The sequence below is a fragment of the Thiohalorhabdus denitrificans genome (genome assembly GCF_001399755.1).
In the GTDB taxonomy this organism is placed as follows: Bacteria; Pseudomonadota; Gammaproteobacteria; order Thiohalorhabdales; family Thiohalorhabdaceae; genus Thiohalorhabdus; species Thiohalorhabdus denitrificans.
This window is the reverse complement of record NZ_LJCP01000008.1, coordinates 66,444-80,509: the sequence shown is the minus strand read 5'-3', so window position 1 is coordinate 80,509 and position 14,066 is coordinate 66,444. Positions and strand designations below refer to the sequence as shown.

The 14,066-nt window shown below is 71.3% G+C and carries 13 protein-coding genes; 12 read left to right on the top strand and 1 reads right to left on the bottom strand.

The features are described 5' to 3' along the window. Window positions 1–158: 158 nt before the first annotated feature. The 9 genes from AN478_RS05325 to AN478_RS05285 all read left to right on the top strand — a co-directional run bounded on the left by AN478_RS05325 (window position 159) and on the right by AN478_RS05285 (window position 9,557). On the top strand, window positions 159–2,675 hold the full coding sequence (locus AN478_RS05325) for a nitric oxide reductase activation protein NorD (RefSeq protein ID WP_054965587.1): 2,517 nt from the start codon (window positions 159–161) through the stop codon (window positions 2,673–2,675). A gap of 102 nt (window positions 2,676–2,777) precedes the next feature. Then, entirely contained in the window at window positions 2,778–3,023 is a 246-nt protein-coding gene (locus AN478_RS05320) for an FmdB family zinc ribbon protein (protein WP_054965586.1), read from the top strand. 48 nt (window positions 3,024–3,071) lie between these two features. Next, window positions 3,072–3,572, top strand: a complete 501-nt coding sequence (locus AN478_RS05315) for a hypothetical protein (protein WP_054965585.1) — start codon at window positions 3,072–3,074, stop codon at window positions 3,570–3,572. A 223-nt stretch (window positions 3,573–3,795) separates the two neighbouring features. Continuing rightward, the gene (locus AN478_RS05310; RefSeq protein ID WP_054965584.1) at window positions 3,796–6,630 is read left to right on the top strand and encodes a monovalent cation/H+ antiporter subunit A; all 2,835 of its coding nucleotides are present in this window, start codon (window positions 3,796–3,798) and stop codon (window positions 6,628–6,630) included. After that, on the top strand, window positions 6,618–6,953 hold the full coding sequence (locus tag AN478_RS05305) for a Na+/H+ antiporter subunit C (RefSeq protein ID WP_054965583.1): 336 nt from the start codon (window positions 6,618–6,620) through the stop codon (window positions 6,951–6,953). The genes AN478_RS05310 and AN478_RS05305 overlap by 13 nt, the downstream gene beginning before the upstream one ends. Then, window positions 6,950–8,461 carry a monovalent cation/H+ antiporter subunit D gene (locus AN478_RS05300; RefSeq protein WP_054965582.1) on the top strand — a complete coding sequence of 504 codons (1,512 nt, stop codon included), beginning with the start codon at window positions 6,950–6,952 and terminating at the stop codon, window positions 8,459–8,461. Before AN478_RS05305 ends, AN478_RS05300 begins: the two co-directional genes overlap by 4 nt. Then, window positions 8,458–8,955: a Na+/H+ antiporter subunit E gene (locus tag AN478_RS05295; RefSeq protein WP_176758771.1), complete on the top strand. Its 498-nt coding sequence runs from the start codon at window positions 8,458–8,460 to the stop codon at window positions 8,953–8,955. The genes AN478_RS05300 and AN478_RS05295 overlap by 4 nt, the downstream gene beginning before the upstream one ends. After that, window positions 8,952–9,224 carry a K+/H+ antiporter subunit F gene (locus tag AN478_RS05290; protein WP_054965581.1) on the top strand — a complete coding sequence of 91 codons (273 nt, stop codon included), beginning with the start codon at window positions 8,952–8,954 and terminating at the stop codon, window positions 9,222–9,224. Before AN478_RS05295 ends, AN478_RS05290 begins: the two co-directional genes overlap by 4 nt. Before the next feature lie 9 nt (window positions 9,225–9,233). Then, entirely contained in the window at window positions 9,234–9,557 is a 324-nt protein-coding gene (locus AN478_RS05285) for a Na+/H+ antiporter subunit G (protein WP_054965580.1), read from the top strand. 51 nt (window positions 9,558–9,608) lie between these two features. Here the strand turns inward: AN478_RS05285 and AN478_RS05280 are convergent, their stop codons facing one another. Then, complete coding sequence (locus AN478_RS05280; RefSeq protein ID WP_054965579.1) at window positions 9,609–11,438, bottom strand: cation:proton antiporter; 1,830 nt, start codon at window positions 11,436–11,438, stop codon at window positions 9,609–9,611. Window positions 11,439–11,770: 332 nt separating this feature from the next. Between AN478_RS05280 and AN478_RS05275 the strand changes: the two genes are divergently transcribed. The 3 genes from AN478_RS05275 to AN478_RS05265 all read left to right on the top strand — a co-directional run bounded on the left by AN478_RS05275 (window position 11,771) and on the right by AN478_RS05265 (window position 14,039). Continuing rightward, on the top strand, window positions 11,771–12,964 hold the full coding sequence (locus AN478_RS05275; protein WP_054965730.1) for a cation:proton antiporter: 1,194 nt from the start codon (window positions 11,771–11,773) through the stop codon (window positions 12,962–12,964). 28 nt (window positions 12,965–12,992) lie between these two features. Next, window positions 12,993–13,748: a sulfate transporter CysZ gene (cysZ, locus tag AN478_RS05270; RefSeq protein ID WP_054965578.1), complete on the top strand. Its 756-nt coding sequence runs from the start codon at window positions 12,993–12,995 to the stop codon at window positions 13,746–13,748. Window positions 13,749–13,829: 81 nt separating this feature from the next. Beyond that, window positions 13,830–14,039: a DUF2970 domain-containing protein gene (locus AN478_RS05265; protein ID WP_054965577.1), complete on the top strand. Its 210-nt coding sequence runs from the start codon at window positions 13,830–13,832 to the stop codon at window positions 14,037–14,039. The last annotated feature ends 27 nt before the right edge of the window (window positions 14,040–14,066 follow it).

Genomic DNA, 14,066 nt, shown 5'->3' with positions numbered 1-14,066 from the left:
CGCCAAGGACGGCGAAAACGGCAACAAGGAAGATCCCAAAAAAGGAAGCGAGGTTGGCTATCTCCGGCTTTTGGGGCGCGCTTCCGGAGGGTTTTTCTTTGAGTCCCTTTCTTGGCGGCCTTGGCGTACTTGGCGGTTCAATAATCCGTGAATAAGCCATGACCGAGAACGAAGCCCTCCTCGAGATCGAGGAGATCCGCCAGCACCTGGAAGGGGTGAGCTTCGTCGCCCACCGCGACTCCACCCAGGTGCTGCCCACGGTCCAGGAGCGGTTCGGCGCCGAGGCGGCGCTGCACTGGCTGGAGCACGCCCGCGACCTGTTCTTCCACGACCGCGAGGCGGGCAAGGCCTTCATCCGCAACACGGAGCAGGCCATCGCCGCCTGCGACTGCCTGGACTGGGTGGAGCAGGCGGCGGAGTTCCTGCGCTGGCGCGGCTCCTACAAGGCCCTGGAGGCCTTCATGCCCCAGGTGGGCGAGGTCTACGCCGAGCTGGGCCCGGAGGGCGAGCGCACCTGGTTCGAGCTCGGCATCCGCTGGCTGGATCGCCACCTGGACTCGGGCACCAGCTACTTCCGTACCCCCTGGCGCGACCTCGCCGGCGGCAAGGGCGCCGCGGGCATGGAGGAGCTGCTGGCCCCCGCCGAGAAGCTGTTCCAGGAGCGCCGGGTGGCCCTGGGCAGCTACGTCACCGGGGCTATGCGGGTGCGCGACCTGGTGGGCCCCGAGGGGCTGGACCAGTGGGCGCGCCGGGGCGCGGATATCCTGCAGGCCTCCCGCCAGCGCGGCGAGGCCTACTTCCGGCTGGAGAGCGCCGAGAGCGTGGGCCTGCTGCTGGAGGCCGTGCCCGGCTATCGGGTGCGGGAGCACGCCCGGCTGCTGCAGATGCTGCAGGCGGCCTGGTTCGGCCGGGCCCATCCCTTCGCCGAGAGCGAGTGGATCCCGGGCGAAGGCCGGCCCCTGGCGGACACCGACGGCGAGGCAATCTTCTTGCCCGCGGTGTTCCCCAGCCGCGACGAGGCCCTGCTGGCCGTCTTCCATGTGGCCGGCCACCTCGAGTTGGGCACCTACCAACGGGACGCCATCGACGCCCTGTTCGCCGAGGCGGGCATGGCCCATCCGCCCCTGGAGGACGACCAGCGCGTCACCTGGCGGCCGCTCTACGCCGCCTACGGCGACGAGCTGTTCCGCTTCCAGCTGCTGTTCGACCTGTGCGAGGACCTGCGGGTGGACGCGGCCCTCGATCGCATCATCCCGGGGCATCTGCGGCGCCTGAAGGCCCTGGCCGAACGTAACGGGGAGCCCGAGGGGGCGGCGGCAGCCTACTGGCGCCTGGCCCGGGCCAGCGTGCGCGGCGCCCTCGGCGAGGCGGAGCTGGACGAGCGCCTGCGGCCGCTGCTGGAGCCCGGGGCCACCCTGCTCGACGCCTTCCGCATCGCCAACCGCCTCTACGAGGAGGAGACGGGGCTGCCCACGCCGGACTTGGCCGCCCGCGACGAAGCCTACCTGCCCGGGCGCGGGCCCAATGCCTCCCGCCCCGTGTATCCCCGCAGCCGCGGCGAGGAGGACCAGGACCCCTCCGCCTCCGACGACCTGGAGGAGAGCCGCGGCGAGGAGGCGGCCAACCAGGAGGAGCAGGAAGGCGGCGAGACCCAGGAGGACCCCGACTGGTCCATGCCGCCGGAGGAGACCGGGGGCAGCGGCGGCCGAATTGGCGCTGGCATCAACACCGCCACGGCGGTGTCCGGCAAGCGCCGCCAGCGCCGGGCCGACCAAGTGGGGGTGGGCTATCCCGAATGGGATTACCGCGATCGGGACTACAAGCCCGACTGGGCCTGGATTCAGGAAAAGGGCCTGGCGGAGGTGGATCCCGCCGCGGCCGCGGAGATGCTGACCGCCCACGGCGACACCCTGACCCGCCTCAAGCGCGCCCTGCAGATGCAGAAGCCCCAGCGCCCGGCGCCCCTGCGCCGCCAGCTCGACGGCGAGGAGCTGGACGTGGAGGCGGCCATGGATTTCGTCACCGAGAAGCGCGCGGGCAACGCGCCGGAGCCCTACGTCTACCAGCACCGAGCCCGGGTGGAGCGCGACACGGCGGTTCTGCTGCTGGCGGACCTGTCCACCTCCATCATGGCGCCCTGCGAGTCGGGGGAGGGCCGGGTGGTGGACCGCCTGCGGGCGGGCATGCTGCTGTTCGCCGAGGCCCTGGACACCCTGGGCGACCCCTTCGCCCTGGCCGGGTTCGCCTCCAAGTACCGGGACAGCGTAAGCTACTACCCCATCAAGGAGTTTGGGCAGGCGCTGGACGCGGAGGTGCGCGGCACCATCGCCGGCATAAACGGCCGCCTGGCCACCCGCATGGGGGCGGCCATCCGCCACGCCAGCGGCCGCTTCGCGGGGGTGAACGCCGAGCGCCGGCTGCTGCTGATCCTGTCCGACGGCCGGCCCGCGGACTACGACGACGGCGGCGACCCCCGCTACCTGCACGAGGACACCCGCATGGCGGTGAAGGAGGCGGTGGATCGGGGCATCCATCCCTTCTGCCTGACCCTGGACCCCTCGGGCTCCGACTACCTGCCGGCCATCTTCGGCCCGGGCCACTATCTGGTCCTGGACCGGGTGGACGAGCTGCCGCAGCGGCTTCCGGAGGTGTACCTGCGCCTGCGGGCGGGATGAACTCGGCCGGGCCCGGATGGTCCGAGGCTTGTAATCGGGCCCCGTAGCCCCTATATAGACACCGATTACCCAACGCCATCGCCCAACGGAGGACAGTGATCCATGCCGACCTACGAGTACGCCTGCGCGTCGTGCGGCCACCAGCTGGAGGTGAAGCAGCGCATCAGCGAGGATCCCCTCACCGAATGCCCCGAATGCAAGGAGCCTTCCCTGCGCAAGCAGCTCAACAACGCCGGCTCCTTCGTGCTCAAGGGCGGCGGGTGGTACAAGGACGGCTACTCCAGCGCCAAGGAGCGCGAGAGCGCCCCCTCCTGCTCCACCGGGACCTGCCCGGCGGCCGACTCCTGACAACGGCTCCCGAGCCGGGCGCCCAACAGCCGATGGAGTAGGTGGGGCATGGTCACCGTATGGATGCGCCGGGCGTGGGATCGCCTCGCCCCCGAGCCCGATCCCCAGGCCCTGCAGCGGGGCTTCTTCGACCGCTACGCGGGGCGGAGCCTCATCGTGCACGAGGGCTTCCCCGAGGGCTGGCTGGGCAAGCTGGTGCACGAGCCCGGCGGCGGGGGCCACTTCCGCATCGATGCCACCCAGCCCGCCTTCCGGCCGGACACCCCTGCGCGGCGGCTGTATCCCGTCCAGTGGCTGGTGCGCGAGCACATCCTGCCCCTGGACCTGCCGCGGCCGGTGCTGGTGAAGGTGGAGGGCCGCGACCACCTGCGGGCCCGCCACCTGCGCCGCCACGGCGGCATCTGCGACCCCGCCGAGGTGGGCATGATCCTGGGGGACATGACCGAGCGTCCCCACGTCCTGCTCTACCCGGAAGGGGGCGGCTTCTCCGTGGACTGGGTCCTGGACCCCGAGGACAATCTGGTGGACACGCCCTACGGCCTCATCTAGCGTGGTAGAGGCCTGTTGTCCGCGCCTCCGCCCCCACAGGCGGGGGCGTTTTAGGCTCTGACGGTCGCGCCGGATCCTCCCGGGGCCAGGCCGGGGACAGGGGCCGCAGCCCTGTGGATCGCCCAGGGGTGGCCCGGGCGTGCCTCGAGGCACGGTATAGGCCTCGGAATTTCCCGGCGGGGCCGTTCCGCGACGGCCCCTGCGGTGGTGGGAGCGCGATGGAATGAGCTTGCTCGCCCTGATCCTTCTGCCCCTGCTGGGGTCCCTGCTGCCCCTGATCGGCGGGCACCGCCGCCTGCGGGCCACCGCCGGCTGGGCCGCGGCCGTGCTGGGGGCGACCGTGGCGGCGGTCCTGCCCCATGCCGGGGCGGTCCAGGACGGCGGGGTCCTGGTGGAGCGCTGGTCCTGGGTGCCCGCCGCCGGGCTCGACCTGGCGCTGCGCCTGGACGGGCTGAGCCTGCTGTTCGTGTTCCTGGTGCTGGGCATCGGTCTGCTGATCGTGCTCTATGCCTTCTACTACCTGCCCGAGCGCGCCCCGCTCCACCGCTTCTACGTCCTGTTCCTGCTGTTCGCGGCCTCCATGCTGGGGGTGGTGCTGTCGGAGAACCTCCTCCTGCTGGTGCTGTTCTGGGAGCTCACCAGCCTAAGCTCCTTCCTCCTCATCGGCTTCTGGAACCTCGATCCGGCGGCCCGCCAGTCGGCGCGCATGGCCCTGGTGGTGACCGGAGGCGGCGGACTGGCCCTGCTGGCGGGGGTGCTATTGCTGGGGTCGGTGGCCGGCGGCTACGATCTCACCACGGTGCTGGCGGCGGGGGAGGCGGTGCGGGCCGACCCCGCCTATCCCTGGATCCTGGGGTTGATCCTGCTGGGGGTGTTCACCAAGTCGGCCCAGTTCCCCTTCCACTTCTGGCTGCCCCGGGCCATGTCCGCCCCCACCCCGGTAAGCGCCTACCTCCACTCGGCCACCATGGTGAAGGCCGGGGTCTTCCTGCTGGCCCGGCTGTTTCCCGCCCTGGCGGGGACCGACCTGTGGTTCGTCCTGGTGACCGGGGCGGGCCTGCTGACCCTCCTGTTCGGCGCCTTCTTCGCCCTGTTTCGGCACGATCTCAAGGGGCTGCTGGCCTACTCCACCGTCAGCCACCTGGGCCTGATCACCATGCTGTTCGGGCTGGGCACGCCCCTGGGGGCGGTCGCCGGGGTCTTCCACATCATCAACCACGCCATCTTCAAGGCCTCGCTGTTCATGGCCGCGGGCATCGTCGAGCACGAGACCGGCAGCCGGGACATGCGCAAGCTCAACGGCCTGTTCGGCTACATGCCGTATACGGCCCTGCTGGCCATGGTGGCCGCCGCCGCCATGGCCGGGGTGCCGCTTCTGAACGGCTTCCTGAGCAAGGAGATGTTCTTCGCCGAGACCCTGGAGACGGGCCTGCATGCCGCCTGGGGCCTGCTCCTGCCGGCAGGGGCGGTGCTGTCCGGGGTGTTCGCGCTGGCCTACTCCCTGCGCTTCATCCACGACGTGTTCTTCAACGGCGAGCCGGTGGGGCTTACCAAGACCCCCCACGAGCCACCGCGCTACATGCGGGTGCCCATCGAGGTGCTGGTGGCCCTGTGCCTGCTGGTGGGCATCCTGCCGGGGCTGACCGTGGCCCCCTGGCTGGCGATGGCCGCCGAGCAGGTGGTGCCCGGCAGGCTGCCGGATTTCGACCTGGCCATCTGGCACGGCTTCACCCCGCCCTTCTTCATGAGCCTGACGGCGCTGGTGGGCGGGGTCCTGCTCTACGCGGCGCGCCAGCGGGTCTACCGCTGGCACGACCGCCTGGTCCCGCAGCTTGACATGCAGGCCTGGTTCGTGCGCGCCGAGGCCGCGGCGGTGCGGGGTGGAGGGCGCGTGACCCGGTGGCTGGAGAACGGCTCCCTGCAGCGCTACCAGCTCCTATTCCTGCTGGCCGTGCTGGCGCTGGTGGGGGCGGGGTGGGCGACGGCCACGCGGCCCTTTCTGGTTCCGGATGCGGGGCCCGGCCCCGGCCCCTCGGCGGTGCTGATCGCCCTGGGCCTGTCGCTGGGCGCCGGGGCCACCGTGGTCCTGCGGCGGCGACGCTTCCTGGCGGTGCTCTGGCTGGGGGTGGTGGGCCTCGGGGTGGCCCTGCTCTTCGTGCGCTTCGCCGCCCCCGATCTGGCCCTGACTATGCTCACCGTGGAGCTGGTGACCGGCGTGCTCCTCCTGTTGGCGCTGTATTTCCTTCCCCAGCGCAGCCCCGTTGACTCGGCCACGCCGCGCCGGCTGCGGGACGCCGCCGTGGCCGGGCTGGCGGGGGCCACCGTGGGCGGGCTTCTGTGGCGCACCCTGGCCTCCGAACCGGGGCGGATCGGCCCGGAATTCCTGGAGCGCAGCCTCCCCGAGGCCGGAGGCGCCAACGTGGTCAACACCATCCTGGTGGACTTCCGGGGCTTCGACACCCTCGGGGAGATTACGGTGCTGGCCATCGCGGCGGTGGGCATCCTGACCATGCTGCGCGGTTTCCTGGTCCCGCCGGGGCCGGACCTGCGCGGCATGCGCTGGGACCCGGACGTCCATCCCCTGGTACTGGTGACCATCTCGCGCGGGCTCCTGCCCCTGGCGCTGGTGGTGTCGCTGTTCCTGCTGGTGCGTGGCCACCACGAGCCGGGCGGCGGTTTCGTGGCGGGCCTGGTCACCGGGGTGGCCCTGATCCTGCAGTACCTGGCCAGCGGCAGCCGGTGGACCCGGGATCGCCTGCGCCTCCGCTACCGGCCCCTGCTGGCCGGTGGTCTGGGGGTGGCCACCGCCACCGGGCTGCTGGCCTGGGCCTGGGGGCAGCCGTTCCTGGCCGCCGCCCACGGCCACCTGCATCCGCCCTTGCTCGGCGACATCGCCCTGTCCACGACGCTGCTGTTCGACATCGGCGTGTACCTGACCGTGGTGGGGGCGGTGACCCTGATCCTGGCGGAGCTGGGTCGCCTTGGCCAGAAGCTGGAGGACCGCTTCTTCCCCGCCCACGACCAACAGGAAGGAGAGGGTAGCGAATGGCCCTGGTAGTGGCGCTGATGGTGGGGTGGCTGACGGCCTGCGGGGTCTACCTACTGCTGCGGGCCCGGACCTTCTCGGTGATCCTGGGGATCACCCTGCTGTCCCACGCCGCCAACCTGATGCTGTTCTTCTCGGGCGGCCTCCCGCTGGAGGTGGCGCCGCCCCTGGTGGGCGGGGAGCCGGAGGCCTACGCCGATCCCCTGCCGCAGGCGCTGGTGCTCACGGCCATCGTGATCAGTTTCGCCATGACCGCCTTCGTCCTGATCCTGGCCCTGCGCAACCGGCGCGCCCTGAAGAGCGACCACGTGGATGGTCGGCGGGAGCGCGCATGAGCGAGCACCTGATCATCGCCCCGGTGGTCCTTCCCCTGGCGGTGGCCGCCCTGCAGCTGGGGCTGCGCGGCATGCGGGGGCAGCGTGCCCTCGGCATCGCCGCCACGCTCCTGCTGACGGGGATCTGCGTCTGGCTGCTGCAGGCCGCCGCCCAGGGGCCCCAGGTGTACCAGGTGGGGGGCTGGAGCCCGCCGCTGGGCATCGTTCTGGTCCTCGACCGGCTGAGTGCCTCGTTGCTGGGGATGACCGCGGTAATTGGCCTGGGCAGCCTGATCTACGCCACGGCGGGGACGGACACCCACAGCCGGGCCTTCCACCCCCTGTTCCAGTTCCAGCTGATGGGGCTCAACGGAGCCTTCCTCAGCGGCGATTTCTTCAACCTGTTCGTCTTCTTCGAGATCCTGCTGATCGCCTCCTACGGGCTGTTGCTCCACGGCGGCGGGGGCCGGCGGAGCAAGGCGGCCTTCCACTACGTCACCCTGAATCTGGCCGCCTCCCTGGTGTTCCTGGTGGGCCTGGCGGTGCTCTACGGCGCCACGGGCACCCTGAACATGGCGGACGTGGCCCGTCGCGTGCCCCTGCTGGGGCCGGAGAGCGCCGACCTGGCGCGGGCGGGCGGCATGGTGCTGCTCGCCGTGTTCGCCCTGAAGGCGGCCGTCTTCCCCCTGTACATGTGGCTGCCCGCCGCCTACGGGGCGGCCATGGCGCCGGTGGCCGCCCTGTTCGCGGTGATGACCAAGGTGGGCATCTACGCCATCCTCCGCCTGGACAGCCTCTTGTTCGGAATGCTGGAGGGTCCCGGCCTGGAGCCCCTGCTGCTCTACGCCGGCCTGGCTACCCTGCTGGTGGGGGCCCTCGGGACCCTGGGCGCCGCCCGCCTCAATACGATGGCGGGCTACCTGATGCTGGTTTCCATCGGCACCCTGCTGCTGGGGTTCGGCGGACGGGAGGGGCAGGGCACGGGGCCCGCCCTGTACTACCTGTTCCACACCACCCTGCTCAGCGCGGGCCTGTTTCTGCTGGTGGGGGTGATCGCTCGGCAGCGCGCGCCCCTGGGGGACCGCCTGCAGGCCGGGGCGGCGCTGGCCCAGCCCACCGCCCTGGGCCTGCTGTTCTTCGTGGGGGCCATCGGCGTGGCCGGGTTGCCGCCCTTCAGCGGATTCCTCGGCAAGCTGCTGATCCTGCGAGCCTTCGTCGAGCAGCCGCACATGGTCGCGGTCTTCGTCGGAGTGCTGGTGGGCGGCCTGCTGGTGATCGTGGCCCTGGCGCGAGCCGGCTCCACGCTGTTCTGGAAGCAGGGGCTGGATCCCGGCCCGGTGCGGGCGGCGGGCCCGCGCACCCTGGGGCCCACCGTGGCCCTGGTCTTCACTACCCTGATCCTGGCCCTGGCGGCCGGCCCCACGGCCCAATGGGCGGAGCGGGCGGCGGCGGATCTCCGCCAGCCCGCCGCCTACGTGGGGGCGGTGCTGGGGCAGGGGGCCGCTACTGGGGAGGGGAGCCGGCCGTGAGCGTGGTGGAACGTCTGCTGCCCCGGCCCTGGCTGGTGCTGGTGCTGGCCGGGTTCTGGGTCCTGCTGAACAACCACCTGAGCCTCGGGGTGGTGGCGGCGGGGCTGGTGGTGGGCTGGCTGGTGGCCCTGTTCACGGACCGCTTCTGGTCCCGGCCCACGGCCTACCCCCGCCGCCCCCTGCTGGTGGCGCGGCTTCTGGGGCGGCTGTTGACGGACATCGTGGTGGCCAACCTGTCGGTGGCGGCGCTGATCCTGCGCTTCGGCCGGCGGCCGCGCTCCGCCTTCGTCGCCTATCCCCTGCGAGTGCGCGGGGAGGTGCCGGTTACGGTCCTCTCCAGTCTCCTGTCCCTGACCCCCGGTACCGTGACCGTGGACGTGGACCGCGCTGGGGGCCGCTTGTGGATCCACTGCCTGGACCTGGAGGACGAGGCGGCCCTCATCGAACGCATCCGGCAACGGTACGAGACGCTGATCGAGGAGATCTTCCCATGATCCTGGTGTATGCCGGCTGGACGGCGGCGGCCCTCATGGTGGTGGCCATGGTCCTGAGCCTGTGGCGGATCCTGCGGGGGCCCACCCTGCCGGACCGCATCCTGGGGCTGGACACCATGTTCATCAACACCATCTCCCTGCTCATCCTGCTGGGCGTCCTGCGCGGCGGGACGGCCTTCTTCGAGGCCTCCCTGCTGATCGCCCTGCTGGGCTTCGTGACCACCATCTCCTTCAGCAAGTATCTGCTGCGCGGCGACATCATCGAATAGGAGGGGGTAATGGTTATCGAGCTCATCGTGGCGGCCTTTTTGCTGATCGGGGCGGGCTTCGCCTTCATCGGCTCCCTCGGCCTGGCCCGGTTCCCCGACTTCTACGCCCGTCTCCACGGCCCCACCAAGGCCACCACCCTCGGGGTGGGCGGCATGCTCATCGCCTCCATGGTCCACTTCAGCACCGCCTCCGGGTGGAGCCTCCACGAGCTGCTGGTGATTCTGTTCCTGTTCCTGACCGCGCCGGTGAGCGCCCACCTGATGGCCAAGGCGGCCCTCCACCTGGAGGGTCGGAGCCAGGGGTCCAAACAAGGGGAGGAGCCCGAACGGTAGAACGCCCCCCGCGGTGCGGGGGGCGTTGCCGGGCCGCGGGTGCCCGCTGTCCTACTGGGCGCCCAGCGCGGCCTGCTCCAGGGTGTCCTCCTCCTCGGGGGCCGGGATGTAGCAGAACACCCGGTCGCCCAGCCGGGGCTCGCCGGTCCAGCCGGGCGAGTGCAGGGTCAGGTCGCCGTTGCGGCGCAGGATGAGGAGCGTTTCGCTTCCCTCCGGGCACTGCTGGCCGGAGCGGGTGCCCGTGACGTGGAGCTCGTCGAAGTGCCAGCCCAGGTAGTAGCGCCGCGTCATCTCGTCGTAGGTGGCGTCGTCGCTAAAGGCGGTCCGGCCGCGCACCTCGTGGCTGAACTCCGGCGTCTCCTCCTCGGTGCCCTTGCCCGCGGGCAGCTGGAAGACGTGGTTGCGGCCCAGCTCGTGGGCGAAGCGGGTACAGACCAGGGCGTTGTAGGCGGAATTGTCGGTGGCCGCCAGTAGGTTGCCGATCCCCGCTAGGTCCAGCTGCTGCCGGCCGAGGTCGGACAGGACCTCGCCCACGTGGGTGGGGACGCCCACCGCGTCCGCGGCGCTCAGCCGGTGGGAGGAGGGGTCCGCCAGGATCACCCGTACCCCCTCCTCGTGCAGGCGCTGGGCCAGCTGGATGGACCAGGGGCTGGCCCCCACCAGGAGCAGGCCGTTGGGACTGCCCGCGGTCAGGCCCAGGCGGTTGGCGAGGGGCCGGATGGTGAGCCCGTGGAGGAGCACCGTGGTGAGGATGATGGCGAACACCAGGGGAAAGATCAGGTCCGCGTGCTGGTAGCCCGCCTGGGAGAGGCTCTCGCCCAGGATCCCAGCCATGGCCGCCGCCACCACGCCGCGCGGCGCCACCCAGGCCAGGAGCACGCGCTCCTGGCCGCGGATGCTCGAGCCCACGGTGGACAGCAGCACGGCCAGGGGGCGCACCACGAACAGCATGGCGGCGACGAAGGCCGCGGCGCGCCAATCCAGGCGGGCCAGGGTGTCGGGGTCGATGTCGGCGGTAAGGAGCACGAACAGCAGCGTGACCAGGAAGACAACGATGTTTTCCTTGAAGCGCCGCAGGTCGAGGGCGTCGGCCAGCTCCATGTTGCCCATGACCAGCCCCATGGCGGTGGCGGCCAGCAGGCCAGCCTCGTGCAGCAGGGTATTGGCCAGCACGTAGACCAGCATGACGAAGGCCAGCAGGCCCGGGGCCTTGAGAAACTCGGGCACCAGGCCGGTGCGGAACAGCCGACCCAGCGCCAGGCCCGCTCCGCCTCCCAGCACGGAGGCGAAGATCAGCGCCCCCAGGAGCTGGATGGAAAGCTCCCAGACGGTACCCTCCCCGCTGCCACTGCCCAGGCCCAGGGCGTACTCGAAGCTGAGAATGGCCAGCAGGGCGCCCAGGGGGTCGTTGATGATGCCTTCCCATTTCACCAGGGAGGCGGGTCGGGGCTGCAGCTTGGCGTGGCGCAGCAGCGGCCCGACCACCGTGGGGCCGGTGACCACCAGGATGGCCCCGATGGTGATGGCCAGGGGCCACGCCAGCCCGGCGATGTAGTGGGCGGCGAGGGAGCCGAGGATCCAGGCGAGCACCACCCCCACGGAGATGAGGCGGATCACCCCCCGGGTGACGCCCTCGATCTCCTTGCGCTTGAGGCTGAATCCCCCTTCGAAGAGGATGATGGCCACCGCGAGGCCCACCAGCGTGTGGTAGAGGGGCCCGAAATCGGTGGTGGGGTTCAGGACCCCCAGCCCGGGGCCGAGCAGAAGCCCGCAGCCCGCCAGCAGGACGATGGCCGGAAAGCCGAAGCGCCAGGCGATCCATTGGGCGAAGATGCCGAGGACCACGGCCAGGGTAATGCCGACTTCTAGGGTTTGGACCATGGGACCCGCTTCCTTGGATGAGGCGCGAAACGTGGGCATTTGGCGGTGTCCCGAGGGCCTTCCGGTACGGGGCCGGGGGGCTCTCGGGGGTCGTCAGCCGTGGCGCGGATGGCCCCGCGGAGGGGCGTCGAAAAAGAACGGGGGACTATAACAATCCCGAAGTCCTTACGGCACCGGGTAATCCCCTAGTTTCGGGTGTACCATCGCCCGGGGGATCGGGAGGCAGCAGACCCGGACCCGGGGGTGCGGCCCTATTCGCCTTGACCCGATCCCGGATGGGGGCGGCGAGAGCAACGGCTAACCACTTGGAAGCAGAGGTCCGGATGCACGGCATGGAAAGCCCCGGTCTGGTAATCACCACCCTCGGCGCCCTCCTGCTGCTGGGCCTGTGCGGGGATCTCCTCGCGCGGTGGCTGCCCCTGCCGCGGGTGACCCTCCTGGTGGTCTTCGGGGTCGCCATCGGTCCGGCCGGGTTGGCGCTGCTGCCGGAGGCCGCCGAGACGTGGTATCCCTTCATCAGCGACCTGGCCCTGCTCATGGTGGGCTTCCTCCTGGGCGGCAAGCTGTCCCTGGCCAACCTGCGGGAGGTGGGTCGGCCGGTACTGGTGATCTCTGTGTTCGAGGTCCTCGGCGCCTCGCTCCTGGTCCTGTTCGCCCTGCTCCTGGTGGGCGCCCCCTTGCCCCTGGCCCTGGTGCTGGCGGGGGTCGCCCCGGCCTCGGCGCCGGCGGCGGTGAGTAACGTGGTGGAAGAGCTGGAAGCCCGGGGCCGGTTCTCCGACACCCTGCTGGGGATCGTGGCCATCGACGACGCCTGGGGACTGATCCTCTTCTCCCTGCTGCTGGCCGTGGCCCAGTCCTTCGCGGCGGGAAGCGAGGTGCTGGCGGCGGAGGTGGCCTGGCGCGGGCTCCGGGAGGTGGGGGGCGCCCTGCTGCTGGGCCTGCTGGTGGGCATCCCCGCCGCCTACCTCACGGGGCGGCTGAGTCCCGGGCGCCCCACCCAGGCGGAGGCGCTTGGTGTGGTGCTGCTGGCCGGCGGGCTGGCCCGGTGGCTGGAGGTCTCCTTCCTGCTCACGGCCCTGGTGGTAGGGGCCACCATCGTCAACTTGGCCTCCCACCACGACCGGCCGTTCGCCGAGATCGAGCACATCGAATGGCCCTTCATGATCCTGTTCTTCCTGCTGGCGGGGGCCTCCCTGGAGCTGGGCGAGCTGGCCCACATCGGCCTGGCGGGCCTGGCCTACATCGGCGGGCGGGTCCTGGGGCTGCTCGGGGGCGCCTATCTGGGGGGAAGCCTGGCCGGGGCTCCTCCCCGCATCCGGCGCTGGATGGGCCCGGCCATCATGCCGCAGGCCGGGGTGGCCCTGGGCATGGCCCTGGTGGCTAGCAACGCCTTCCCCCAGCTGGGGGACGCCATCCTGCCCCTGGTGATCGGCTCCACGGTGGTTTTCGAGCTGGCCGGGCCGGTAATGACGCGCCTGGCCCTGCTCCGCGCCGGGGAGGCGGGGGCCGGGGAGGGCAACGGGTAAGGGTTTGGGTACAGCAACGGGAGGCAGCATGATTCGCGATTTCTTCGCGGGAATGGGCTACCTGTGGGGCGGCTTCCGCACCATCGCGCGCCCCGGCATGCGCCGCTACGCGGCGGCCCCGGTCCTGGTCAGCCTGGTGGTCTTCGTCGCCCTGGCCGCGCTGCTCGGGTGGGGCTTCGATACCTGGATGGCGGCCCTCCTGCCGGGCGGCTGGGACTGGCTGGAGTGGCTGCTGTGGCCGCTGTTCGCCCTCGGGATCCTGTTGGTGTGGGTGTTCACCTACGTCCATCTCACCAACCTCATCGGCGCTCCCTTCAACGACCTGCTCGCCGAGCGGGTGCTGGCGGAGTCGGGAGGCGCACCTCCGGCGGAGGGGGGCTGGGCCCAGATCCTGCGCGAGGGGGCGCGGGCCGTAGGCAACACCGTGGCCGTGCTGGTCTACTCCCTGCGCTGGGCGGTGCCCCTCCTGTTGCTTACCCTCATCCCGGGCCTGAACGTGGTTGCGCCCGTGCTCTGGCTCGTCTTCAACGCCTGGCTCCTGGCCCTGGAGTATGCCGACTACCCCCTGGCGGCGCGCGGGCTGGCCTTCCGCGAGCAGCGGGCGGTGGTGGCGGGGGAGCGCCCCGCCGCCCTCGGCTTCGGGCTGGCGGCCCTCCTGGTCACCAGCATCCCCGTGGTCAATCTGGTGGCCATGCCGGCGGCGGTGGCCGGGGCCACCCGGCTGTTCGCCGAGCGCGGCGGGTCCATCGCCCCGCGGGCCGAGGCGCCTCAGGGGGCGGGCTGAATGGCCTTGCCCTGTCCGGGGGCAGGGGGGTAGAAACGGAAGAGGCATACCACCGTTCGAGCCCAGCGAAGGGGAATTCCCATGGAGGAAAGCCGGAAGCGACCCAGCCTCCCCCAGGTGATCGGCAGCGTCCTGGCCGCCATGTTCGGCGTCCAGAGCCGGCGCAATCAGGAACGCGATTTCGGCAGCGGCCGGGCCGCGCCCTACATCGTGGCGGGGCTGGTGATGACCCTGCTCTTCGTGCTGGCGATCTGGTCCGTGGTGCAGCTGGTGCTGGGGCTGGCTGCCTGACGGCGGCGGCAGGCCCCGGGGCCGGCC